The sequence below is a fragment of the Novosphingobium sp. AAP83 genome (assembly GCF_001295795.1).
GTDB lineage: Bacteria > Pseudomonadota > Alphaproteobacteria > Sphingomonadales > Sphingomonadaceae > Novosphingobium.
This window is the reverse complement of record NZ_LJHY01000003.1, coordinates 82,276-105,035: the sequence shown is the minus strand read 5'-3', so window position 1 is coordinate 105,035 and position 22,760 is coordinate 82,276. Positions and strand designations below refer to the sequence as shown.

Genomic DNA, 22,760 nt, shown 5'->3' with positions numbered 1-22,760 from the left:
CCAGCCCATGAAACTCCCGCGCCGCATTCGCAAACTGCCCTTAGCTTGGGCCATCGCCGCGCTCACCGCGCTGGCGGTGCCCACCGCGCTCTATGCTTCGGGCGAGGAGATCGCGCAGAAGGTCATGCATACCCGCGCCCCTGCCGCCCCGCGCGGCCAGCCCGGCGATACGTTGGAAGAGCAGTGGGCTTATGTCGATAAGCAGAACGCAGGCTGCGTAAGCTGCCACACCAAAAGCGATCACAGCACGATGCACGCCAGCCCTGCGGTCGTGCTGACGTGTGTTGATTGCCACGGCGGCAACACCAAAGTTGCAGCGGATCGTTCGTGGAATGCCAACTCGATGGAATACATGGGTGCGCTGAAAGATGCCCACGTTCTGCCGAAGTACCCGGTCGCATGGGGCTGGCCGTCCTCGGCCAATCCGCAGCGGTCTTATGCCTTGCTCGCCAAGGAAAGCCCTGAATTCATCCGTTTTGTAAACCCATCGGACTATCGCGTGGCGCGCGATTCCTGCGGGGCGTGCCACATGTCGATTATCGAGGCATCCGAACGCTCGCTGATGACCACGGGCGCGATGCTGTGGGGCGGGGCGGCCTATAACAACGGCATTGTTCCGTTTAAAAATTATATTTTCGGCGAAAGCTTTACCCGCGCGGGTGAACCGGCGCTGCTAAAGTCCGGATCGAAGGAAATCGGCCCCGATGGCAAGCCGATGTGGGGCACTGTTACACCAAAGGAAAAGGCGCGCGGTGCGCTGCCGGTGATGTACCCGATGCCGCGCTGGAACACGATCCCGCCGGGCGATGTGTTCCGTGTGTTCGAAGATGGCGGGCGTACGATAAACCCCCAGTTCCCCGAAATTGGCTTGCCCAATTCCACAGGCCTGATCCAGCGCCTGGATGAACCGGGACGGCCTGACCTGAAACAGTCCAACCGTGGCCCTGCCACCGGCCTGCGCGTGGCGATTCCGGTGCTGAACATTCACAAGACGCGTCTGAATGATCCGTTCCTGTTCCAGATGGGCACCAATGACCAGCCGGGCGATTACCGCTCGTCTGGCTGTGCCGCCTGCCATGTTATCTATGCCAACGACCGCGAACCGCGCCACAGCATGAACTATGGCAAGTGCGGACGCGACGGGCAGACCATCACCGCTGATCCTACGATCAACGGCCTGCGCGAAGGCCAGCACCGCAAAGGCGCTTACGGCACGTATGATGCCGCCAAGGAAAAACATCACGACAAGGTGCGCGGCACCGTGCTCGGCGGGAAGGGCGCGTATCTGGGCGGCGACAAATCTGTCCCCGAACAATCGGCGGATATGGAAGGCGATTGCGCCCGCGCGATCTCGTCAGCCGAGCAGCTCGTCTATGCTCCGGCCAAGGGCGTAGCCCCGCACGGCACGATGGACCATGACAAGATGGACCAGGCCTCGGCGCATGCGCTGGCGGGATTGGATAGTAAGGGCCACGCTAAAAAGGCCGATGATCACGGCGATGATCACGCCTCAACCGGCCCCGTTACCATGCAGGATCGTGAACGCGGCCATCCGCTTGTCCACGCCTTTACCCGTGCCATTCCTACGGCGCAGTGCATGAACTGCCACATGCACCAGCCCAACATCTTCCTCAATTCCTACCTCGGCTACACGATGTGGGATTATGAATCCGATGCCGATTCGATGTGGCCGGGGCCGGAAAACCGGGCTCCGCGCCCTGCCGGTATGTCGGACGACGACTATTCCAAGTACTTCAAGAAGCAGTTCCAGCCGACCATTGACGAACAGCGCGAAGTGCTTGACCGCAACCCCGAAGGCGCATCGACGCGCGGGCTGTGGCGCGATGTCGAATTCCTGCGCAATGTCTATGATCTCAACAGCCAGACCAAGGACACGCAGTTTGCCGATTATCACGGCCACGGCTGGAATTTCCGCGCGATCCTGAAGCGCGACCGTCGCGGCAATCTGCTTGATGACGATGGTGACATGGCGACGTACGGGACAGACAAGGCGCACATCATCGATCCGGCAGACCCCGAAAAGTTCCGCAAGGCGGGCGAGGGCAAGTTCGTCGATGCCGGGCCGGACAACCCCGGCAAGGCGGTCCACATGATGGACATCCACGCCCAGATCGGCATGCAGTGTGCCGATTGCCACTTTGCGCAAGACAGCCACGGTAACGGGCTGATCTACGGCGAAGTCGCCAACGCGGTCGAGATCGGGTGCAAGGATTGCCACGGCACGCCCGATGCCTATCCCACGCTGCTCACCTCGAACATGGCCGCGCCGGAAAACGGCAACAACCTTGCGCTGCTGCGCAATGCTGATGGCCAGCGCCGCTTTGAATGGACCAACGCTGCCGATGGCCGCCGCGTTCTGACCCAGCGCTCGATCATCGACCCCAACCTGTCGTGGCAAGTCAGCCTTGTGAAAGACTCGGTCGATGCGCGCTATCAGGGCCAGATGGATTCGGTCGGCAAGCCGGTGTTCAATCCCAAGGCCGCCCGCGCCAAGCTGATGGCAAAGTCCGCATCTGATGATGGCGTCTACAAATTCGGCACCGGCATTGCCAAAGAGGCCCGCGCCCACCGCGATGACGATTTGGCCTGCTTCACCTGCCACTTGTCATGGACAACGTCATGCGCGGGCTGCCACTTGCCGATCGAGGCGAACTGGAAATCGGCCACGCACAAGTACGAGGAAGACTACACCCGCAACTATGCGACCTATAACCCGCAGGTCGCGCGCGATGACATGTTCCAGCTCGGCAAGCACCAGCGCAACAAATCCTCGGGCAGCGATCCGGTGCAGTTCGATGCAGCCGGAAACCCCGTTTCGGGCAAGGCGATCACTGCGCCGATCCGCTCCACTTCGGCGCTGATCCTGTCATCGACCAATATCAACCGCGAACGCATCTATGTGCAGCAGCCGCCGATCTCCTCGATTGGCTATTCATCACAAGCCTTCGCGCCGCACTTCCCGCACACCGTGCGCAAGAACGAGACCAAGCAGTGCACCGATTGCCACGTCAGTCAGGACGAGGACAACAACGCCACGATGGCGCAATTGCTGCTGCTCGGCACAAATTACGTCAACTTTGTCGGCATGAATGCGTGGTTCGGGCTTGGCGGCGGGTTTGAGGCTGTGCGCGTTACCGAATGGGATGAACCCCAGGCGGTGATCGGTTCCTATCTGCACCGCTATGCCTATCCCGATTACTGGAAACAGCACGTAGAAAAGAACGGCCGCGAGCTTAAAAACTGGACGCGCGGCAAGCCGTTTGACAGCAAGCTATCGGGCGAAACCACGGGCCAAGAGCAATTCGCCAACGTCGTCGAAGGCACGAAGGACGCGGTGCGCTGCTTGCAGATGCGCGGCGAATACATGTTCGTGGCCGAAGGCAAGGGTGGCTTCCGCGCCTATGATATCGCCGCGATTGGCGACAAGGGCTTCTCCGAACGCATCGTTACAGCACCGTTTTCCCCGCTTGGCCACGATACGCACGTGAAAACCACCAATGCCACCTGCATGGCGCTGCCCACCAATCAGGCGATTGCACCCACGCGCAATTCGCCCGAACTGCGCGGTATCAATCAGGAACAGCCGTTCTCGCCGGTTTACAGCTATGCCTTCGTCACCGATGCGGTCGAAGGTCTGATCGCGGTCAACGTCGATACGCTGGCCGATGGCGAATTTCGCAACAACTTCTTCACCCGCGCCGTCACGTTCAATCCCGACGGTGTCCTGACAGGCGCGCGGCACATCACGCTGGCCGGCGACTATGCCTATGTCGTCACCGACAAGGCGCTGGTCACGGTCCACCTGACCAAGCCCTGGAGCCCGGAAAAGCCTTGCGAAGTAAGCGCAGCCAAGGGTGGCGAAACCTGCCTCGATCCGCGCGTCACCTCGGTCGTCCCGCTGCGTGATCCGCGCGCTACGGCTGTCCAGTTCCGCTATCTGTGGGCGACCACGGCCAACGGGCTGGAATTGATCGATATCACCAATCTGGCCCAGCCAACGCCTGTGGCAGGCGTGGTTGTGCCACTGGCCGATGCCCGCCGCGTCTATCTTTCGCGCACATATGCCTATGTCGCGGCCAAATCGCAGGGGCTTGTCATCGTTGATATCACCGCACCCACGCGGCCATCGATTTACGCCAGCTACACTGCGGGCGGTCAGTTGAACGATGCCGAGGATGTGATCGTTGCATCCACCAACGCCTCGCTGTTCGCCTATGTCGCCGATGGCCGCAACGGGATGAAAGTCCTCCAACTCACCTCGCCGTCCAGCCAGCCCAACTTCTATGGCTTCTCGCCGGAACCCAAGCCCGAACTGATCGCATGGGCGCGCACGCCAACGCCAGCAATCGCGCTGTCAAAGGGCTTGGATCGGGATCGCGGAGTGGATGAAACCGGCGGGCAGATGGCCGTGTTTGGTCGCCTCGGTTCGCGCCCGTTCAATCGCAAGGAAATGGAAGAGCTATTCCTCAACGCCAAGGGCGAGGTCTTCCGCGTTTCGAACGCGGTCGACATGAGCTTGTGGGTCGGCGCGAAATCTGCGCCCCTGCTGTCGCGAATGGATCGCTAAGCCGGTTGGAGAGGAGACCGGGCGTCCACGCAGGCGCCCGGCAATCCCCGGCGATCAATTGTGATCGAGCAGCAGCAATTCGCATTCCACTTCCATAAGGGGCGCAGGCAAAACCTCGTGATCCACCCGCGTGACGCTGGCATCTGCGACCAACTGGCTGCGCAAGCGAAACTCATGGTCGGGCAGGGTTGCGATAAAACGCTCTCCATCACTCACCGCATCGCCTCCGGCAAAGCGCAGCACGATCGTATGGCGTGCTCCGGTGAAGGTGATGCTCGCCCAAGGCGCTTCATCGTGGCTGACGACTTCTGCCAAAGGCCCCGCCAGTTCGCGCAATTCGCGCAGCAGCCGTTCCCCTGTTGAAAGGCGGCGCGGTGGCGGCGTGGTCGTTGTTTCAGACTTGGTTTCGAAGGCGTTCAGATCAAGCAGCATGGACATTCTCTCCAAAAGTGTTCATGAAATGTTCCACGCGTTTTACCATCGCGGAACGCGGTTCGCGGCCATTGCGCAAATCGCCAACTAGCCGTGGATCATGCGCGGCAAGGCGGCCAAATTTGGTAACGGGCATGCCCGTGGCCTGGATGAATTTTTCGACTTTGCGGATGAGCATCGGCTGTTTGACCCTCCGTATTGTGTTGCATGAAAGACGACTCGAAATAGGATAAATCCTATGTTGACGGCAAAATCCTACATTGCTAGGAAAAGTCCTTCGAGATTGGAGGGACGCCCGATGGATACCCAAGGCCCGGTGGATGCAGATAGTGAAGCAGGCGCGCGCAGCCGCTTGGTGGCGCTGGCGTCGGCGCGCGGCGTCAGCCTTGCCGCGCTCTCTGCGCTGATCGGGCGTAACACCACGTATCTTCAGCAATTTGTGCGAAAAGGGAGCCCGCGCAAGCTTGAAGAAAATGACCGGCGCACGCTGGCGCAGTTCTTCGGGGTTGCCGAAACCGAACTGGGCGCAAGCAATCGCGAATCAGTTGTTTCGATAGGGAAGGGCGGCGCTGTAACCGCTCCGGTGGGGCAACGTGCGGCCACGGCGGAATGGGCAGACATTCCGCGCTTGCCGCTGGGCGCATCCGCCGGTCCGGGGGCGCTCACTCCAGAGGAAATTCCCTCCGGTCGCCTGCGCTTTTCCAATCGCTGGCTTAAGGCGCAAGGGCTCGAACCGGCCATGCTCTCGGTGATCGAGGTAGAAGGCGATTCGATGGAGCCGACACTGCGCGATGGCGACGAAATCCTTGTGGATCGCACACCGCGTCCGTTGCGCGCGGGCATTCATGTGATCCGGCTGGATGATGTTCTGCTGGTCAAGCGGCTCGAAACCGGCGCTGGCGGCACCTTGCGCGTCATTTCGGATAATGCGGCTTATCCGCGCATGGAACGGTCTGCGCGCGATGTGGAATTGGTTGGCCGTGTTGTCTGGAAAGGAGGGCGGCTTTAATCGCTCCTGTCTTGCCAAGCGCGCCAACAGACGCCATTTCGGCACCATGACACAGACAGCTTCCGAACCGCCGATGAAGGTGGCCATTATCCCCGTTACCCCGCTCCAGCAGAACTGCACGCTGGTGTGGTGCACCAAAACCATGAAGGGCGCTTTCATTGATGCTGGCGGCGATCTTGATAAGCTGAAGCTGGCGGTTGAGCGTTCGGGTGTCACCATCGAAAAGCTTCTGGTGACACATGGCCACATCGATCACTGCGGGATGACCGGCATCCTGGCCAAAGAGCTTGGCGTTCCTATCGAAGGCCCGCAGGAAGCGGATCGCTTCTGGATTGCGCAGCTTAAAGAAGATGGTCAGCGCTGGGGCATTCAGGGCGAAGTCTTCGAGCCTAACCGCTGGCTCAACGATGGTGAAACCGTCACCATTGGCGATCTCGTACTAGATGTAATCCATTGCCCCGGTCACACGCCGGGCCACGTAATTTTTTACCATGCGCCGTCGCGTTTTGCGATTGTCGGCGATGTCCTGTTTCAGGGGTCTATCGGGCGGACCGATTTCCCGCTCGGCAATCATCAGGATCTGATCGATTCGATTACGCAGAAACTGTGGCCGCTGGGCAACGATGTTACGTTTGTTCCCGGCCACGGCCCCAACAGCACGTTTGGGCGCGAACGCCAGACCAACGGTTTCGTCAGCGATTACGTATTGGGATAAAGCAGCGGCGAGGCTCAGCTTTAGGGCGGGGGCAGGAAAGCGCGCTGGCTTTCAATGCTGGCTTCGATCATGCGGCGATTCGGTTCGGGCAGGTCGGCCATGAGATTGACCATATCGCGCTGGGGCGTGGTAAGCCCGCCCATAGACAAGGGCAGGAGATCAGCCGGGGCGCAATGGAATGCCTGCGCAATGCGTTTCATCCAATAGATGTTCAAATCGCGTTCGCCCACTTCGATCCGGGCAAGGTGTGACCATGCAATTCCGATGATGGGCGCTGCATCTTTGAGCGTAAAGGTTTTGCCGGTGACCGGATTGATGGTGCGTTTGCGCCATTCGCGGACGCGATTGGGCGCGGGCACATCGGGATCAAGTTTCGCCATGGAGCCTCGCCGGAACCATTACATATCAAGCGCGATGGATACGGCCCAGATGCCAAGGCCAAGCTGTGTCAGCATGGTGATCAGCGTGCCGGGGCCGCGCAGGAAGCCCAAGGGGCCGCCGTCCATGCCAATGCCGTGCGCAACGCGTCCCAGCATATAGACCGCCGTCACGCCCATCAGGAACGGATTGCCGGTGCGGGCCAGTTCGATTGCGGCGATCAGCACCAGAACAATCGGCGTATTTTCAATGAAGTTGGCCTGCGCGCGCATGCGTGCAATCAGGTCCATGTCGTCACCATCGCCAATACTGATCTTTTTGGCGCCACGGAGCATCCCGATGCGGATGGAAAGCCAAGTGTTGATGGCCGCTGCTGCTGCGGCCGCACACAATGTAATGGGCAAAATCGTCATTATTGTGGAAACTCCCCCGGTTTAAGCCATTATCTGCTTTGGTTGTTACGCTGCCCTAGCGTGCGCAAGCTTGCAAAGCATCAAAAATTCCGTATAGGCCCGCCTTCGCCCGTGTTTGGCGAATCCCGTTCCTGCTGCGCTTGGCGCTGCGTGCGGGTCCATCTTCCAACTTTTGCTGTTGGGATTGGGCTTGTGCGATGGTCCGGTATTCCCTATCGCGCCCGCAACAAACGTACACAATTTCAGGAATAGGTGCCGCGATGGCCGTCCCCAAAAGAAAAACTTCACCTTCACGCCGGGGCATGCGCCGCAGCCATGATGCGCTCAGCGTCGATGCATTCCATGAATGCTCGAACTGCGGTGAACTCAAGCGTCCGCACAACCTGTGCAATGCTTGCGGTCACTACAACGGTCGCGAAGTCATCGCCGTCGGGCTCTAAGCCCATCAACGGGGGGGATTCGGGAACATGAGCCTGCCGCGTATCGCCGTCGATGCGATGGGCGGGGATGAAGGCGTGCGCGTTATGATTGAGGGTGCGGCAATTGCCCGCCGCCAACACGAACGCTTCAAGTTCCTCCTCGTCGGAGATGAAGAGCGCATCAAACAAGCGCTCGAACACCATCCCAACTTGCGCGGGGCGTCGGAGATTCTCCACGCCCCCGACACCGTGAGCGGTGACGACAAACCGACACAGGCGCTGCGCCGCGCCAAGACCACGTCGATGGGCTTGACCATTAATGCGGTGAAGCAAGGTGATGCAGGTGCCGCAGTCAGCGCGGGCAATACCGGCGCACTTATGGCGATGGCCAAGCTTGCCCTGCGCACTATGCCGGGGATTGATCGGCCTGCGCTGTCTGGCCTGCTCCCCACGCTTGGCGATACCGATCTGGTTATGCTTGATCTGGGCGCGAATACTGATTGCGATGCCCGTAATCTGGTGCAGTTCGCAATCATGGGTGCCGCTTACGCGCGGATCGTCAACAACCTGCCATCACCGCGCGTGCGCCTGTTGAACATCGGTTCGGAAGAATCGAAAGGCACAGATACGCTGCGCGATGCGGCAACCCAGCTCAAGGCTTTGGCCGATGATCTGGCAATGTCGTTTGACGGTTTCACCGAGGCTGACAAACTCTCGCGCGGTGACGTTGATGTCGTTGTAACAGATGGTTTTTCCGGCAATATCGCGTTGAAATCGATGGAGGGGGCCGCGCGATTTGTGGCCGATTTGCTGCGCCGCAGTTTCTCGTCGTCCTTGCGCTCGAAGGTCGGCTTCCTGATTTCGCGCCCTGCCACCGAACTGCTCAAGCACCACCTCGATCCCAACAATCACAACGGGGCAGTGTTCCTCGGGCTTAACGGTATTGTTGTGAAAAGCCACGGTAGCGCGTCGGCAGTTGGTGTTGCCAATGCCGTGGCAGTCACAGCGCGGCTGCTGGAAGAAAATCTGACGGAGCGGATTCAGGCTGACCTTGCTCGTATGGGTACCGAGGCTATCCGGACCACGGGCCGTGCCCGCGCTGCGACGATTAATGGTGAGAATGCAGCATGAGCTTGCGCGCTGTTATCAAGGGGTGCGGTTCCGCGTTGCCAAAGCGCGCAGTATCGAACGCGGAAATGGCGACCATGGTCGATACGACCGATGAATGGATCGTCGAACGCACCGGCATCCGTAACCGCTATATCGCTGGCGAGGGTGAGACGACGTCGAGCCTTGCCACAGAGGCTGCGCGCAAGGCGCTGGCCTCTGCCGGAATCGATGCATCGCGGATTGATTTGATCATACTGGCAACAGCCACGCCTGATCAGACCTTTCCTGCCACAGCCACAATCGTGCAGCACAACCTTGGCTGCAATGGCGGGATCGCGTTTGATGTTGCCGCGGTTTGCTCGGGCTTCCTTTACGCAATGGGCACCGCCGATTCGATGTTGCGTACCGGCATGGCCAAATGCGCGCTGGTGATTGGCGCTGAAACCTTCAGCCGCATTCTCGATTGGGAAGACCGCACAACTTGCGTCCTGTTCGGCGATGGTGCGGGCGCGATCGTGCTTGAGGCACAAGATGTCGACGAAGCAGATCCGGCGGCTCCTGGCGTTATCGCCATGCGGCTTCATGCCGATGGTGCGCATAATGAACTGCTTTATGTCGATGGCGGGCCATCCACCACGGGCACTGTTGGCAAGTTGCGGATGCGCGGACGCGAAGTGTTCCGCCACGCCGTCACCAATCTTTCCAATGTTCTCAAGGAAGTGCTCGAAGCGTCGGGGCATGAATCTGGCGATATCGACTGGGTCGTACCGCATCAGGCGAACTTGCGCATCCTTGATGCCACCGCACGCAAGCTGGGCCTGCCGTCCGAAAAAGTGATCGTCACGGTGGATCACCACGCCAACACCAGCGCCGCATCGGTGCCGTTGGCTTATGATAGTGCTGTCCGCGATGGTCGTATCAGGCCCGGTAATCTTGTGATGTTCGAAGCCATGGGCGGCGGATTTACATGGGGCGCGTGTCTGGCGCGGGTGTAATCGCTGGTTGAATCCCCATAAAGATCGGTTTTCGTCTAACTCCAAGCCATTGCATTGCGTTCTTCGCAAACCGCGTTATTCTGAGAACTTGTCTAGTATACATGATTAGGAGGACGAGGGGGATGCGTTCCATTGGCACTCTGACGCGGGCTGATCTCGCCGAAAGTATCAACCGACGCGTGGGGCTCTCACGGGCGGATTCGCTTGAGATGGTGGAATCTATTCTCACGCACATGTGCGGCGCTTTGGCAGATGGCCAGAACGTCAAGATTTCGGGCTTCGGCACTTTCCTGTTGCGCGACAAGGCGGAACGGGTGGGGCGCAATCCCAAGACCGGTATCGAGGTGCCCATCACCCCGCGCCGTGTGTTGAGCTTCCGCGCCAGTCAGATGCTGAAGGATCGTATCGGAGAAGCCTGACACCGGCATGAATGCAGCGAAAATTCCCGGTCCGGTTGACGGCAAAGATCCCGCTGCCCTCCGGACAATTGGCGAGGTGGCGAATGCCTTGGGCATTCGCCAGCACGTCCTGCGCTATTGGGAAGAGCATTTTCCAACCTTGAGTCCGCTCGTCCGCGCAGGCGGCCGCCGTTATTACCGACCCGAAGACATCGCGCTGATCATAGAGATTGACCGGCTGCTGCACCGCGAAGGCTATACGATCAAAGGGGCCAAGCAGGCTTTGCGCGCGGTCAAGAATGCAGCATTAACGCCCGCACCCATACCACCCGCTTTCCTCACCGATACCGCACTTGCCCCGGCGCTGCTCGCGCTGCGCAACCGGTTGGCAGCCGCGTTAGACGATTAATCGATTAGCGCCTTAGTCTATCAGCGATGGGCCAAGCGACGGATCAAGATCGCGCGGCCGTTTAAGCTCGACCAGCCGGCCGCAACCTTCGGCCATGTCGCACCAGCGATCCACATCGAGTTCCAGCACGGCAAACGTCGCCGTCGGGAACTTTTGTTCCACCACATCGCGCAGCGGCGATGCGCCATCATCGGGCACAAGATCGAAAATCAGGTCTTCAAGGCTGGGATTGTGGCCCATCATCAGCACGCTGGCAGGATCGCCCTCCAGCTCTTTCAGCAAATCGATCAGCGTGGCAGAGCTTGCTAGATAAATCCGCCGGTCCCACTCTACCTTGAAGGTGCAGCCCCACGCTTTGCTGGCTTCTTCAACCGTTTCCGCCGCGCGCACGGCGGGCGAGGCGATCATCCGGTCAAACTTGCGGTTGGTCGATTTGATATATTCGCCCATTGCCCGCGCCCCGCGTTGGCCGCGTGCATTGAGCGGGCGGTCAAAATCGCGCGCGCGCGCATCGCTCCAGTCCGACTTGGCATGGCGGAAAAGAGCGAGTGTTTTCACGAAATTCCCTCGGGTCTGTGATCCAAAACCTCCGCCGCAGAAACACTGCCCGCCACGCTTTGTAAAGCCACATCAAGTGTTACCCGGCGGATCGGGGTGCCCGGTGGAAAGGCGCTCAGCAATCGCGAAGGAAACGCCGATGACAGCACCACGAAATGGCCCTTATCGCCAATCGAGCGGATCAACCGGCCAAATGCCTGCGCCAGCCGCGCGCGGATAATGCGGTCATCATAAGCCTGCCCGCCACCTGCCAACCGCCGTGCGCGGTGCAGGATCGATGGTTTGGGCCATGGCACTTGCTCCATGATCACCAACCGCAGCGAATCGCCCGGCACATCCACCCCGTCACGCAGGGCATCGGTGCCTAGCAGCGAAGCGCGCGGATCATCGCGGAAGATATCGACCAGCGTTCCGGTATCAATCGGGTCAACGTGCTGCGCAAACAGCGGCAGGCCACCGCGCGCCAACCGGTCTGCAATGCGGCCATAGACCGCGCGCAAGCGCCGGATCGCGGTAAACAGCCCCAGCGCCCCGCCGCCCGATGCCTCGATCAAGCGCCCATAGGCTGCTGCCAGCGCCGGAATATCGCCCTTGGCCACATCGGTCACAATCAGCACTTCGGCTTGCGAGGCATAGTTGAACGGGCTTTCCGCAGCAAACAGGCGCGGCGCCACTTCGATGTGCGGAGCGCCGCTGCGCGTGATCGCGCTGTCCCAATCCTCGCCATCGCGCAAGGTGGCCGATGTCATCATCACGCCGTGCGCCGGGGCCAGTACCGTATTGGCAAAGGGCTTCATCGGATCAAGGTAATGGCGGTGCAGCCCCACATCCCATTCGCGCCCGTCGGATCGCTCCACCGCCACCCAATCGACAAAATCGGGATCACCCGGGCCGCCCAGCCTTGCGAGCAGCGCGATCCATCCCGCCAGCAGGTCCGTGCGCCAGCCAATTGCACCGCGTGCGCCTTCGATGCGGGCGCGGGCAGGGCCGTCCAGCCAATCCGGCCCATCCTCGATCAGCGCTTCGAGCCGCAGCCCCAGCCGGACCAGCGGTTTGCGCAAGGCCTCCAGCGCTTCCTGCGCACGGCCCGCCACTTCGATGAACGGCCCGTCCAATTGCGCCACTTCGGTTTCAAGACCATAGCCCGCATCCTGCCCGCCGCTTTCATCGCGCGCATATGTCAGCGCGCGTGCGGCAGACAGCAGTTCTTCCAGCGGCCCCGAAGGCGTGCTTTCCACGATCCGCGCCAGCCAGCCGTCACCGGGCAAGGCCTCTGCCGCCTCACGCGCCTGCGTGATCGCGCGCGCGCCCTCTTCGTCATAGCTGGCTACATCAGCCAGCCGCGCCGAAAGCCCGCGCCTGCGCCCGCGTGATTTGCCTTCCGGGCCGATCACCCAGCGGCGCAGTTCAATCGTTTCGGCCCCGGTCAGCGCTGCTGCGAATGTTGAATCCGCCGCTTCAAACACATGGTGGCCTTCGTCAAACACGATCCGCGTCGGGCGCTGCGCTGCATCGCGTCCCCTTGCGGCATTGACCATGACCAATGCGTGATTGGCGATTACCAGTTCGGCCTCTGCCGAAGCGCGGCTGGAGCGTTCGATGAAGCATTTGCGGTAATGCGGGCAGCCTGCATAAACGCATTCGCCGCGCTGGTCGGTTAGTGCCGCGATGCCGCGCTTGCGGAACAGCGTGCCCAGCCAGCCCGGCAAATCGCCGCCGATCATGTCGCCATCCTGGCTATAGGCCGCCCAGCGCGCCACCAGTTGCGCCAGAATTGCTGCGCGCCCGCCGAACCCGCCCTGTAACGCGTCCTCCAGATTGAGCAGGCACAAGTAATTCTCGCGGCCTTTGCGCACCACCACCGGCGGCTTGCCGTTCCGCTCTGCCGGAAAGGCGCGGCGGCTTTCGCGCCGCAACTGGCGCTGCAAGGCCTTGGTATATGTCGAGACCCACACCGTGCCGCCCGATTGCTCTGCCCACAGCGATGCTGGCGCGAGGTAGCCGAAGGTCTTGCCCGTGCCGGTGCCTGCCTGCGCCAGCACCATATGCGGCTGGCGCTGCGTGCTGCGCGGGGCAAAGGCTTTGGCAGCCTCGCGCGCAAATTCCTGCTGGGCAGGGCGGGTTTCGGCTCCTTGGCCAGTCAGTTCGGCCAAGCGCGTCGCAATTGCCGCATCGCCGAGCGCCACTTGCGCAGGCTGCGGACGGTCTGCCGCTTCTTCCCATTCCGGCAATTTTGCAAACAGCCAGCGCTCGGCCTTTTGCGGCTTTTTGATGCGTTGCGTCAGCAAGGGTGCCCAAGGCCAGCGCATCTTCACCAGCGATTGCAGGCCGGTCCATGCGCCTTCGCGCTCGTCCCAGTCTTCACGCTCACACACCGCCAGCAGGGCTTCGGCGGCTTGCTGCAACAGCAGGGGCACGCTGTCATCACCGCGCGGTTCATCAAGCCCCAGCGCATGGGCCAGACCCTTGGGCGTTGGCACGACAAAGCGCGCGGGATGGATGAAAGCGTAAAGCTCGAGCAAATCGAGGCCCGATAGATCGGGATAACCAAGGCGGCTGGCCACCAGCGGCGCATTGAGCATCAGTAGCGGCGTATCGGCAGCGGCGACTATGGCATCGCCTTTGCCGACCCCGCGCGTGGCCCAAGGTCTGTCAGCGCCATCGCGCAGCCAGCACCCGCCATGGCTGGCATGAATCGCCGGAAGCGAAAGGGCGGGCTTATCCGTCACATGGAAACGATAGAACAAGAATGGAACAAGGGGCAAGTGCGAACCGGCCTTGGCAAAAACTTGCTGGGTGATTCATGAAAGCCCTTAATAGCTATCAACAACTGCCGTCCTTCAAACCGGGACCAATCGCGGAGCGCACCCCGGCTTCGCCCCATAGTGGAGAATGGGACATGGCAGTTATCAATACCAATATCAGCGCTATCCGCGCTACGAATGCTTCGAATTCTGCCGCCAAGATGCTTGGTGTGGCGATGGAGCGCCTTTCGACCGGCAAGCGCATCAACGGCGCCAAGGACGATGCGGCGGGCCTTGCGATCACCACCACCATGACCTCGCAAATCAAGGGCATGAATCAGGGCGTGCGCAATGCCAACGATGGCATCAGCCTTGCCCAGACCGCCGATGGTGCATTGAACGAAGTGACCGCGATGCTCCAACGCATCCGTGAATTGGCGGTTCAGGCCAAGTCGGGCACGTATCAGGAATCCGATCGCAATGCGATGCAGTCGGAAGTCGAGAACCTGACCAGCCAGGTCAGCGAAGTCCTGACCAAAACCACCTTCAACGGCAACAACCTGTTCGCGGTTGCAACTGCACCGGTTGCTGCCGACGATCTGGACTTCATCATCCAGACGGGGAGTGAAGTGAATGATACCGTGACGCTGACCAGCATCGCTTTTGATGGCGATGTGCTTTTCGGCACAGGTGAAGTCGCTTATGATGCGACCGCCGCCCAAGTGCTCAAGGTCAACGATACAGTGGCAGGCGATGGCAGCGGCACGGCCAATGCCAGTGCAACCATTGATAACATCGATGCCGCGCTCACCGCAGTCAGCGCCACCCGCGCCGGATTGGGTGCAGGGCAGAATCGCCTTGAATCGGTGGTGAACAACCTCAACGACAACGTCACTAACCTGTCGGATGCCCGTTCGCGCATCAGCGATACCGATTACTCGGCAGAAACGACCGCGATGGCCAAGGCACAGATCCTTTCGCAGGCATCAACCGCGATGATTGCACAGGCCAACCAGGCACAGCAAAACGTTCTCTCGCTCTTGAAGTAAGCCTCCCTCAAGAGCACCTCCACGGAAGGGCAGAGCCGCGCGCGGCTCTGCCCTTTCGGCGTTTTCCTACAGGAAGGCGTTCGTGTAAACGGGCGGAATGTTCATCAAAGCCGTCCATTTTGTGCTCCATGGCTGCCATCGGAAACTGTCCCTGCCGGGACACGTTGTTTCCCCTCTGGACAGTGTAAACTGTGTAAACCTCTTCAGCTTTTGCTTGCGAAACCTGAACGCCCGCGCAAAAGGGCGGGCATTATGACAGATGCCCTTCACACTGCCGCCCAAATCTCAAAAGCATGGCCATTCGAGGAAGCCCGCAAAATCGCCAAGCGGTTTCCGGGCGGCAAACGTGATGGCGCGGGCAATCTGGTGCCAGTGCTGTTTGAAACCGGATATGGCCCGTCAGGCTTGCCGCACATCGGCACTTTTCAAGAGGTTTTGCGCACCACGTTGGTCCGCCGCGCCTACGAAACGCTAACCGGCGGCCATCCGACGCGGCTGGTGGCGTTCTCCGATGATATGGACGGGCTTCGCAAAGTGCCCGACAACATCGAGAACAAGGCCGTTCTCGAGGCGCACCTCGGCCACCCGCTCAGCCGCATTCCCGATCCGTTCGGCACGCACGAAAGCTTTGCGCACCATAACAACGCGATGCTGCGCGCGTTCCTTGACCAGTTCGGCTTCGATTACGAATTCGTCTCGGCATCTGACCGCTACAACGCAGGCGAGTTTGACGATGCCTTGCGCAATGTCCTGCGCAACTGGCAGGCGATCATGAACATCATGTTGCCCACTTTGCGGGAAGAACGCCGCAAGACCTATTCGCCCGTCCTGCCGGTCTCGCCCACCAACGGACAGGTGCTGCAAGTGCCGGTTGAAGTGGTCGATGCCGATGCCGGGATCGTCCGGTTCGAAGACGTTACGGGCGAGGTGATCGAACACACCGTGCTGGGCGGCTGGTCCAAGCTGCAATGGAAAGTCGATTGGGCGATGCGTTGGGTCGCCTTGGGTGTCGACTATGAAATGTGCGGCAAGGATTTGACCGACAGCGTCACCCAATCGGGCCGCATCGCGCAAGTGCTCGGCGGGCGGCGTCCCGAAGGATTGATCTACGAACTTTTCCTCGATGAAAAGGGCGAGAAGATCTCCAAGTCCAAGGGCAATGGCCTGACGATTGAACAGTGGCTGGAATATGGCAGCGATGAATCGCTCAGCTTCTATCTGTTCCGCGATCCCAAAAGCGCCAAGTCGCTCCACGTTGGTATCATTCCGCGCGCGGTCGATGAATACTGGCAGTTCCGCGAAAAGCTGCCCGAACAGCCGGTCGAACAGCAACTCGGCAATCCTGTGTGGCATTTGTTGCGCGCCAACGGCTATGCCGGCGGCGAGGGTGACAAACTGCCGGTGACGTATGGCCTGCTGCTCAACCTTGTCGGCGTGCTCGGTGCCGGGGCTAGCCGCGATCAGGTGTGGTCGTATCTTGGCAACTACGTCGAAAACGCAGACCCTGCCGCGCACCCCGCGCTTGATGGTCTGGTCACGCGCGCGCTGGCCTACAACCGCGATTTCATCGCGCCCACACTGGTCCGCCGCAAGCCCGAAGCGAATGAGGCGCAGGCCTTGATGGCACTCGACACTGCACTGGCAGTCATGTCTGCCGATGCTACGGCGGAAGATTTGCAAAACATCGTTTACGAAATCGGCAAGAACCCGGACTTCGCGTTCGAAACCTTGCGCGATTGGTTCAAGTGCCTTTACGAAACGCTGCTAGGATCGGCCCAAGGCCCGCGCATGGGCAGCTTCATCGCGCTCTATGGTGTTGGCAATACACGCAAATTGATCGCCGAGGCCCTGGCGGGCTGAAGTTCAAGCGCCGATGATATGCGGCACAAAGCGGGCGCGGTTGCCGGTGATTAGGCCATCCTCGCGGATGCCAAGTCCGGCAGCCTCTCCACCCACAACCCAGCTTCCCAGTACCGGATAGCCTTGGCCGAAATCCTTGAGCGGATAGAGCTCCTGATAAACCAAGCGGTCCGTTGCATATTGGCCGCTGCTGCTGGCAAGCACCTTGCCGTCGGCCACCACGTCAATATTGGCGCCCTCCCGCGCCAAAACCGGCTTGGACACATAAGGTCCCGCGATGGCTTTTGGATCCAGCGTCGCACCCAGCAGGTTGGGGTGGCCGGGGAACATGTCCCATAAAATCGCCAGTACCGCTTTGTTGCTCCACATCATTTTCCACACCGGCTCCAGCCAGACGGTGTCATCGAAATGCCGGATAATGTGCTGGCCGAAGTCTTCCACCGCCAGCCATTCCCAAGGGTAAAGCTTGAACAGCGCGGAAATCAGGTAATCGTCCTGATCGGCAATCCGCCCATCGCCATCGATCCCGATCTGGTCAATCAACAGCCCGCGCGTTTCAAGCCCGGCCTGCTCGGCCAGATCGCGCAAGTACGTCGTCGTCATCGTGTCTTCGTGAACCGCATCGCCCACATGGGTGAACCACACCCGCCTGCCAGGCAGCGCAGGCGCGATCATCTGCCAGCGCGCTATCAAGCGTTCGTGCAGGCTGTTCAATTGATCGGCCTGCGGAAAAACCGTTTCCTTCCAGTCCCACTGGATGATCGAGGTTTCGAGCAGCGATGTTGGCGTATCGCAGTTATACTCCAGCAGCTTGGGCTCGCCCGTGCCGTCCCATGCCAGATCGAACCGCCCGTAATCCAGCGCGGGCGCATTGCTACGCCATGAATCGCGCACCGCCGCGTGATAGCTTGCCGGAATGCCGCAAGCGGCCAGCAATCGCTCATCGCGCGAAATGCGCTCTGCGGCTTCCAGATAAAGCTGGTGCAGCGCCTCGCTCGCGGCCTCAACGGTTTCGATCTGGGCGAGGGTGAATTGATAGCAGGCGGTCTCGTCCCAATAAGGACCGTCAGAATCGCTGTGCCACAGTAGCCCATGCTCCTCCACCGCGGCTTGCCAATCGGGACGCGGCGCAAGGGTAATTCGTTGCATCGATCAGGACAGTCCACTGCCAAAAAAGCTGCCGCGTGACCCGAACCCTCCGCGCGCCATGGAAGAGGTTCTTACCAGGTTCGATTTTGCAGGAGCGCTGGCATATTGCGCGCCCTTGGTCGGGAAGTAGCTGCCTTTGAGGCCAAGCTGCGGATCGTTCACGCGGTCGCCATAAAAGGGCACGCGGTTACCGCGATTGACATAGTACCACAGTAGCGCGCCGCTACCGAAACTACCGCTCGAACTGCGCTGGTTGCACCGATTATCTTCAACGCGGTAGCCGTTCTGATCCACGCACACGCGCGTATCACGATCCACAACGACATCGTCGTCCCAGCTATTGCGCGATGAACAGCCCGATAGGCCTGCCAAAGTGGCGGCCATCGCCGTGGTCAGGGCAAGTTGCTTTTTCATCGATCAGGGCACCATGCAGGCAGCTTGGAGGATGCCGACGCCAATGCCGATCCCGCCAACGAATTGGCCTGAAGCCGCACAATTCTTGGTAATCTTGTCAGAAATCTCTTTGAACAAAAGGCGCGCGATCACCACGAAGACGGCAAGTTGCACAATCGCGGCCACAGCGCCCCACAGCAGCATGTCAGGGATGCTGACCGAATGGCCGATCACCACTGCCACGGGAATGGCAAAGCCGATGAAGGTGCCAGTCAACTGGAGTGCTGCGGCAGAATTCCCCTGCCGGATCAATTCGAATTCATGGTGCGGGGTGAAGCGTGAATAGAGGAATAAAAACGCCGCGGCCAAGCCCATTGCCGAAGCGAAATAGCCCAGAAAATGTGGAAGTGCCGCAATAAAATAGCCGAGCATGGATATCCCCACCAATTGCACTGCGCCGGTTACAGCAGGAACGCCCGATCAGCGCAAGTATCCCGCGCGCCCGCCCGCCGCGATCCAGCGCCGCACTTTGGCTTCGAGTACGGTCATCGGCAGTGCACCGCTGCCCAGCACCTGATCGTGGAATAGGCGGATGTCGAAGCGATCCCCCAGCGCCGTCTCAGCCTCTTTGCGCAAGCGCTGAATCGTCAGCGCACCGATTTTATAGGCAAGCGCTTGGCCCGGATTGGCAATATAGCGGTCCACTTCGGCCTCGGCATCGCTGCGGCCCATGCCCGAATTGGCGAGCATGTAATCAACCGCCTGTTCGCGGTTCCAGCCCTTGGTATGGAGGCCGGTATCGACCACCAGCCGCATGGCGCGCAGCATCTCGTCGTCGAGCGTGCCCCAATGCTGCATCGGGTCTTTGTAGAAGCCCATCTCGTAGCCGAGCGTTTCGGCGTAGAGCGCCCAGCCTTCGATATAGGCGGTGTTGCCGCCGAAGCGCTGGAAATCGGGCAGGGCGGTGTTCTCTTGCGCAAGGCTGATCTGGAAGTGGTGGCCCGGTGCGCCTTCGTGCAGGTAAAGCGTTGAAACGCCAGTCAGAAAACGGCTTTTCAAATCATACGCGTTGAAGAAGAACACCCCCGGCTGTGTGCCGTCTGCCGTGCCTTGGGCATAGCTTCCGCCCGCTTCAAACTTGGCGCGATAGGCGGGATAGGATTGGATATTCAGCGGGGTTCGCGGCAGATTGAGGAAGTATTGCGGTGCCAAAGCGTCCACCCGGCGGCCCACGGCGCGGAAGCCTTCGGCCAGTTCCTCTTCGGTGCGTGGATGATAGCGCCGATCGGTGCGGATGTGGTCGAAAAAGCCCGGAAGGGGGCCAGTAAAGCCCAATTCGCGCTTCACAGCCTCCATTCGCGCCTTGATCTGCGCCACTTCATCAAGGCCAAGCTGGTGGACGGCGGCGGGATCAAGATCGAGCGTGGTGTGGTAGCGTGCGAGCAAGCGGTACAACCCATCGCCACCTGCAAGTGCGGACAGTCCCACTTGTTGCCGCGCTACCGGACGATATTCCTCGGCGAGGAAACGGCGCAGGGTGTGATAGGCGGGATAGACCTGGCGTTGGGTGACGCTGGCGAGTTCGCGGCTAATCCGGCTGCGTTCGGTTTCCAACATTGCTTCGGGAAACTGGCGGACCGGGTTCATGAACGGCGATTGATCTATCGGTTGCGCCAGCAGCGCATCGATTTGCACGATCATGTTATCCACTGTCAGCGTGGGCTCGGTCACGCCGCTGGCCATGCCTTCGCGAAACCGCGCGATGGCCTGTCCGAACACCTGATCGAGGATGCGGTGGCGAGCGATAAGCTGATCGAAATCGGCAACCGATGCCAGCGTGCTTGCGTTACCCGCGCCGGATAGTTCGGGGTAGGCGATGTGAAATCCGCCAAAGTGATTGAACGGCTGGACCGCAGTTAGCGCCTGCACTTCAGGCCTCAGAAACGCCTGTTCCTTGCGCTTGGCATCTTCGAACACAGCATAGGAAATGCGGTGACCCGGATCGAGCCGGGTGCGATCAATCCGCACCAGTTGCGCCAGTGTGCGGGCATTGGCATCACGCCGCCTGCGCGCCAGTTCGGGGGTGAACAGCAGCGCGAATTGTTTGACCGATATGCGCTGCCCTTGTTCCAGCGCGCCCAACGGATCAAGCGCCATGCTTTGCCGCGCGTCTTCGGCAAACAGCCGGTCAAGCGTGGCATTGGCCGATAACGCCGCACTATCGGTGGGGGCTTTATCGATCCGTGCCGGTGCAGCCTCAGCCGCCAGAGCCGGGGAAGATGGCACCACGGCCATTACCAGCAGGGCAGCACTTATCCGGGGGAGCCGTTTCAGTGCCATGGACGCGACCTGTACCATTTGGTCAGCACATATTTCATGCCACGCACCACCGGCATTCCGGCATGCATGGCTTTGGGGTTGGGAGTGCCATCGGGTTTCATGTTGTTCCAGATTAACAGCGCACCGGGCTGGGGCGGGATCGACAGATCGATTTGCGTAAAATCGGTGCTGCCACCTTCTTCCACGGCGTTAAGATAGGCCATTGCCGTCCAACTGCGCTGTCCGCCGCGCTTTTGTTCGGATTCCCAGAATGCCTGCGATGGCAGGAAATGATCGTAATGCCCGCGAAACTGCTGACCGGGAGCATAGCGCTGGCCCTGAATGGTTTCGCCAAACGCGGGATCGATCCCCATCAGATCATCAATCCGGCGTTGCAGCATCAGGACAAACGGATCAGCGGGGTCCACATCGCCGGTATAGCTGGTGCGGCCCGATCCGTCCGTGCCTTTATACGTCGGCGATGGCCGCGCCACGGCATCGACCGTTGCCATAAGGCGCGAACATTCGGCGGCAGTGAAGAAATCGGCGACACCGAAGATTTCCAGCCCGTCCACCGGAATGCGATAGACGCCCGGATCATTGGCAAGCCGTTTGCGCACAATCTCGCCCACGTGTTTCAATGCTTGTTGTTCAGCAGGCGAACTGGATTTGCGGCGTAGGGAAAGCATGTTGATGGTTACATGCGTGATTGCACGGGGCCATGCAAGAGACAGCGAAGGCCCCGGACACGATGTGCCGGGGCCTTGCCAGTTTAAGCCGGTGATATCACCAGAAGAAGTTGGGAATTACGTCCGCTACTTCACCTGTGAAAGTATCCACCAGAATGACGTCGTTATAATAGCGCACCCAGCGATACCCGGCATAGGCGGGCGGCAAGCGGTATGACCATGGATCGTTAATCCAGTAATTGCTGCCATAGAAGCCTGAATTCAGGAAAATCCCGACCGAAAGGCGGCTGTAGTTATAGCCACGGAATGGCGCAAAATAGCGCGGCATGCGGAAGTGGTTGCGGTTGGAATTGCGGAAGCCACTCCAATCGTAACGCCGGTCCTGCCGCCAATTGTTGCTCCACCGGCGATCATTGTCGCGACTGTTCCAGCCATTGCGGCCGTTCCAGCCATTGCGGTTACTCCAACCATCGCGGTTGCTCCAACCGTTGCGATTGTCATCGCGGCGGTAATCTCGGTTGCGGTCACGGTCTGAATAGGTCGGATTGCGGCCGTTCCATGCGGGGTTCTGATCCCGGTTGTTGTTCCAGTTGCGATCACGATTCCGATCCCAATTGCGTCCGTCAACGCCTGCGCGCTCCTGCGAACGGTTGGTCGGGTTCCAGCGTGTGCCATTCCAGCCCGGTTGGCGCGTGGTGGCGCGTTCCTGTGGATCCCGGCGCTCTACCGTTCCGCGATTCTGATCGCCCCAGCGCTGGGCGTTTTCGCCATTGCCACGGCCTCGCCAACCGGGGTTTTCCTCCCGTTCAGGCCGCGCAGTGCCGCTCCATGCCGGGCGCTGTTGTGGTGCGGGCTGTGCCTGCGGGATTGGAGTCTGGACCTCCGCATTGCGACGCCCGCGAAACTCGCTGCCGCCGCGCTGCATATCGTCGCGCTGGCTCGTATCACGACGGACTTCACCACCGCTCCACGGGCGGGCTGCGCGCTCTTCACGGCGTTCGTCCTGAGCAAAGGCGGTTGCAGGGATTGCGGTTGTTACGAGAGCCACGGCCAGCGCGCTGAGGACGCTTTTTCCGAAAGTTGAATTGCCGGACATGATTGCCGAGCCTTTCCCGTTTATGCCTGCCGCAAAA

Annotated in this window: 22 protein-coding genes; 10 read left to right on the top strand and 12 right to left on the bottom strand. The window is 60.3% G+C overall.

The window, feature by feature from the left end:
- Positions 1–7 precede the first annotated feature (7 nt).
- A complete protein-coding gene (locus tag IP81_RS02235) occupies positions 8–4,588 on the top strand; it encodes an LVIVD repeat-containing protein (protein ID WP_231626205.1) in 4,581 nt (1,526 codons plus the stop codon).
- Positions 4,589–4,642: 54 nt separating this feature from the next.
- On the opposite strand, the gene IP81_RS02230 is transcribed toward IP81_RS02235, so the two are convergent.
- Together IP81_RS02230 and IP81_RS02225 are read right to left on the bottom strand one after the other, a co-directional pair.
- Positions 4,643–5,020: a hypothetical protein gene (locus tag IP81_RS02230; protein WP_082355901.1), complete on the bottom strand. Its 378-nt coding sequence runs from the start codon at positions 5,018–5,020 to the stop codon at positions 4,643–4,645.
- On the bottom strand, positions 5,010–5,198 hold the full coding sequence (locus tag IP81_RS02225) for a hypothetical protein (protein ID WP_054106344.1): 189 nt from the start codon (positions 5,196–5,198) through the stop codon (positions 5,010–5,012). The genes IP81_RS02230 and IP81_RS02225 overlap by 11 nt, the downstream gene beginning before the upstream one ends.
- 120 nt (positions 5,199–5,318) lie before the next feature.
- On the opposite strand from IP81_RS02225, the gene IP81_RS02220 reads away from it, so the two are divergent.
- Positions 5,319–6,029, top strand: a complete 711-nt coding sequence (locus tag IP81_RS02220) for a S24 family peptidase (protein WP_054106343.1) — start codon at positions 5,319–5,321, stop codon at positions 6,027–6,029.
- A gap of 46 nt (positions 6,030–6,075) precedes the next feature.
- On the top strand, positions 6,076–6,744 hold the full coding sequence (locus IP81_RS02215; protein ID WP_054106342.1) for an MBL fold metallo-hydrolase: 669 nt from the start codon (positions 6,076–6,078) through the stop codon (positions 6,742–6,744).
- Between the two features lie 20 nt (positions 6,745–6,764).
- Here the strand turns inward: IP81_RS02215 and IP81_RS02210 are convergent, their stop codons facing one another.
- Both IP81_RS02210 and IP81_RS02205 read right to left on the bottom strand, forming a co-directional pair.
- Positions 6,765–7,124 carry a helix-turn-helix domain-containing protein gene (locus IP81_RS02210; RefSeq protein ID WP_054106341.1) on the bottom strand — a complete coding sequence of 120 codons (360 nt, stop codon included), beginning with the start codon at positions 7,122–7,124 and terminating at the stop codon, positions 6,765–6,767.
- Positions 7,125–7,142: 18 nt separating this feature from the next.
- Complete coding sequence (locus IP81_RS02205) at positions 7,143–7,535, bottom strand: MAPEG family protein (protein WP_054106340.1); 393 nt, start codon at positions 7,533–7,535, stop codon at positions 7,143–7,145.
- Between the two features lie 260 nt (positions 7,536–7,795).
- Here IP81_RS02205 and rpmF point away from each other — a divergent pair, with 260 nt between their 5' ends.
- The 5 genes from rpmF (at position 7,796) to IP81_RS02180 (ending at position 10,866) form a co-directional block, all read left to right on the top strand.
- Entirely contained in the window at positions 7,796–7,975 is a 180-nt protein-coding gene (gene rpmF / locus IP81_RS02200; RefSeq protein WP_054106339.1) for a 50S ribosomal protein L32, read from the top strand.
- 27 nt (positions 7,976–8,002) lie between these two features.
- Positions 8,003–9,085 carry a phosphate acyltransferase PlsX gene (gene plsX, locus IP81_RS02195; protein ID WP_054106338.1) on the top strand — a complete coding sequence of 361 codons (1,083 nt, stop codon included), beginning with the start codon at positions 8,003–8,005 and terminating at the stop codon, positions 9,083–9,085.
- Entirely contained in the window at positions 9,082–10,059 is a 978-nt protein-coding gene (locus IP81_RS02190; RefSeq protein WP_054106337.1) for a beta-ketoacyl-ACP synthase III, read from the top strand. Before plsX ends, IP81_RS02190 begins: the two co-directional genes overlap by 4 nt.
- 122 nt (positions 10,060–10,181) lie before the next feature.
- Entirely contained in the window at positions 10,182–10,478 is a 297-nt protein-coding gene (locus IP81_RS02185; protein ID WP_197274489.1) for an integration host factor subunit alpha, read from the top strand.
- A 7-nt stretch (positions 10,479–10,485) separates the two neighbouring features.
- Positions 10,486–10,866 (top strand): MerR family transcriptional regulator, encoded by a 381-nt coding sequence (locus tag IP81_RS02180; RefSeq protein ID WP_054106336.1) that lies wholly within the window; start codon positions 10,486–10,488, stop codon positions 10,864–10,866.
- A 12-nt stretch (positions 10,867–10,878) separates the two neighbouring features.
- On the opposite strand, the gene IP81_RS02175 is transcribed toward IP81_RS02180, so the two are convergent.
- Together IP81_RS02175 and IP81_RS02170 are read right to left on the bottom strand one after the other, a co-directional pair.
- Positions 10,879–11,424 carry a histidine phosphatase family protein gene (locus IP81_RS02175; protein WP_054106335.1) on the bottom strand — a complete coding sequence of 182 codons (546 nt, stop codon included), beginning with the start codon at positions 11,422–11,424 and terminating at the stop codon, positions 10,879–10,881.
- On the bottom strand, positions 11,421–14,153 hold the full coding sequence (locus tag IP81_RS02170) for an ATP-dependent DNA helicase (protein WP_054106473.1): 2,733 nt from the start codon (positions 14,151–14,153) through the stop codon (positions 11,421–11,423). Before IP81_RS02170 ends, IP81_RS02175 begins: the two co-directional genes overlap by 4 nt.
- Before the next feature lie 170 nt (positions 14,154–14,323).
- On the opposite strand from IP81_RS02170, the gene IP81_RS02165 reads away from it, so the two are divergent.
- Together IP81_RS02165 and IP81_RS02160 are read left to right on the top strand one after the other, a co-directional pair.
- Positions 14,324–15,217, top strand: coding sequence for a flagellin (locus tag IP81_RS02165; protein WP_054106334.1), 894 nt, complete (start codon positions 14,324–14,326; stop codon positions 15,215–15,217).
- A gap of 252 nt (positions 15,218–15,469) precedes the next feature.
- The gene (locus IP81_RS02160; protein ID WP_054106333.1) at positions 15,470–17,077 is read left to right on the top strand and encodes a lysine--tRNA ligase; all 1,608 of its coding nucleotides are present in this window, start codon (positions 15,470–15,472) and stop codon (positions 17,075–17,077) included.
- Between the two features lie 3 nt (positions 17,078–17,080).
- On the opposite strand, the gene IP81_RS02155 is transcribed toward IP81_RS02160, so the two are convergent.
- The 6 genes from IP81_RS02155 to IP81_RS02130 all read right to left on the bottom strand — a co-directional run bounded on the left by IP81_RS02155 (position 17,081) and on the right by IP81_RS02130 (position 22,723).
- A complete protein-coding gene (locus IP81_RS02155; protein WP_054106332.1) occupies positions 17,081–18,226 on the bottom strand; it encodes a glutathionylspermidine synthase family protein in 1,146 nt (381 codons plus the stop codon).
- A 3-nt stretch (positions 18,227–18,229) separates the two neighbouring features.
- Positions 18,230–18,640, bottom strand: a complete 411-nt coding sequence (locus IP81_RS02150) for a hypothetical protein (protein ID WP_054106331.1) — start codon at positions 18,638–18,640, stop codon at positions 18,230–18,232.
- Between the two features lie 3 nt (positions 18,641–18,643).
- Positions 18,644–19,051 carry a DUF350 domain-containing protein gene (locus IP81_RS02145; protein ID WP_054106472.1) on the bottom strand — a complete coding sequence of 136 codons (408 nt, stop codon included), beginning with the start codon at positions 19,049–19,051 and terminating at the stop codon, positions 18,644–18,646.
- A 48-nt stretch (positions 19,052–19,099) separates the two neighbouring features.
- Positions 19,100–20,959: a DUF885 family protein gene (locus tag IP81_RS02140; protein WP_054106330.1), complete on the bottom strand. Its 1,860-nt coding sequence runs from the start codon at positions 20,957–20,959 to the stop codon at positions 19,100–19,102.
- The gene (locus IP81_RS02135; RefSeq protein WP_369800691.1) at positions 20,950–21,570 is read right to left on the bottom strand and encodes a prolyl hydroxylase family protein; all 621 of its coding nucleotides are present in this window, start codon (positions 21,568–21,570) and stop codon (positions 20,950–20,952) included. Before IP81_RS02135 ends, IP81_RS02140 begins: the two co-directional genes overlap by 10 nt.
- 154 nt (positions 21,571–21,724) lie before the next feature.
- Entirely contained in the window at positions 21,725–22,723 is a 999-nt protein-coding gene (locus IP81_RS02130) for an RcnB family protein (protein ID WP_054106328.1), read from the bottom strand.
- Positions 22,724–22,760: the final 37 nt, after the last annotated feature.

Excerpts from the sequence above, each read along its gene's own strand:
- IP81_RS02215 (WP_054106342.1), top strand. The coding sequence starts at position 6,076 with ATGACACAGACAGCTTCCGAACCGCCGATGAAGGTGGCCATTATCCCC.
- IP81_RS02205 (WP_054106340.1), bottom strand. The coding sequence starts at position 7,535 with ATGACGATTTTGCCCATTACATTGTGTGCGGCCGCAGCAGCAGCGGCC.
- IP81_RS02165 (WP_054106334.1), top strand. The coding sequence starts at position 14,324 with ATGGCAGTTATCAATACCAATATCAGCGCTATCCGCGCTACGAATGCT.
- IP81_RS02145 (WP_054106472.1), bottom strand. The coding sequence starts at position 19,051 with ATGCTCGGCTATTTTATTGCGGCACTTCCACATTTTCTGGGCTATTTC.
- IP81_RS02210 (WP_054106341.1), bottom strand. The coding sequence starts at position 7,124 with ATGGCGAAACTTGATCCCGATGTGCCCGCGCCCAATCGCGTCCGCGAA.
- IP81_RS02150 (WP_054106331.1), bottom strand. The coding sequence starts at position 18,640 with ATGAAAAAGCAACTTGCCCTGACCACGGCGATGGCCGCCACTTTGGCA.
- IP81_RS02225 (WP_054106344.1), bottom strand. The coding sequence starts at position 5,198 with ATGCTCATCCGCAAAGTCGAAAAATTCATCCAGGCCACGGGCATGCCC.
- IP81_RS02155 (WP_054106332.1), bottom strand. The coding sequence starts at position 18,226 with ATGCAACGAATTACCCTTGCGCCGCGTCCCGATTGGCAAGCCGCGGTG.
- IP81_RS02140 (WP_054106330.1), bottom strand. The coding sequence starts at position 20,959 with ATGGCACTGAAACGGCTCCCCCGGATAAGTGCTGCCCTGCTGGTAATG.
- rpmF (WP_054106339.1), top strand. The coding sequence starts at position 7,796 with ATGGCCGTCCCCAAAAGAAAAACTTCACCTTCACGCCGGGGCATGCGC.
- IP81_RS02220 (WP_054106343.1), top strand. The coding sequence starts at position 5,319 with ATGGATACCCAAGGCCCGGTGGATGCAGATAGTGAAGCAGGCGCGCGC.
- IP81_RS02180 (WP_054106336.1), top strand. The coding sequence starts at position 10,486 with ATGAATGCAGCGAAAATTCCCGGTCCGGTTGACGGCAAAGATCCCGCT.
- IP81_RS02190 (WP_054106337.1), top strand. The coding sequence starts at position 9,082 with ATGAGCTTGCGCGCTGTTATCAAGGGGTGCGGTTCCGCGTTGCCAAAG.
- IP81_RS02230 (WP_082355901.1), bottom strand. The coding sequence starts at position 5,020 with ATGCTGCTTGATCTGAACGCCTTCGAAACCAAGTCTGAAACAACGACC.
- IP81_RS02160 (WP_054106333.1), top strand. The coding sequence starts at position 15,470 with ATGACAGATGCCCTTCACACTGCCGCCCAAATCTCAAAAGCATGGCCA.
- IP81_RS02185 (WP_197274489.1), top strand. The coding sequence starts at position 10,182 with ATGCGTTCCATTGGCACTCTGACGCGGGCTGATCTCGCCGAAAGTATC.
- IP81_RS02130 (WP_054106328.1), bottom strand. The coding sequence starts at position 22,723 with ATGTCCGGCAATTCAACTTTCGGAAAAAGCGTCCTCAGCGCGCTGGCC.
- plsX (WP_054106338.1), top strand. The coding sequence starts at position 8,003 with ATGAGCCTGCCGCGTATCGCCGTCGATGCGATGGGCGGGGATGAAGGC.
- IP81_RS02235 (WP_231626205.1), top strand. The coding sequence starts at position 8 with ATGAAACTCCCGCGCCGCATTCGCAAACTGCCCTTAGCTTGGGCCATC.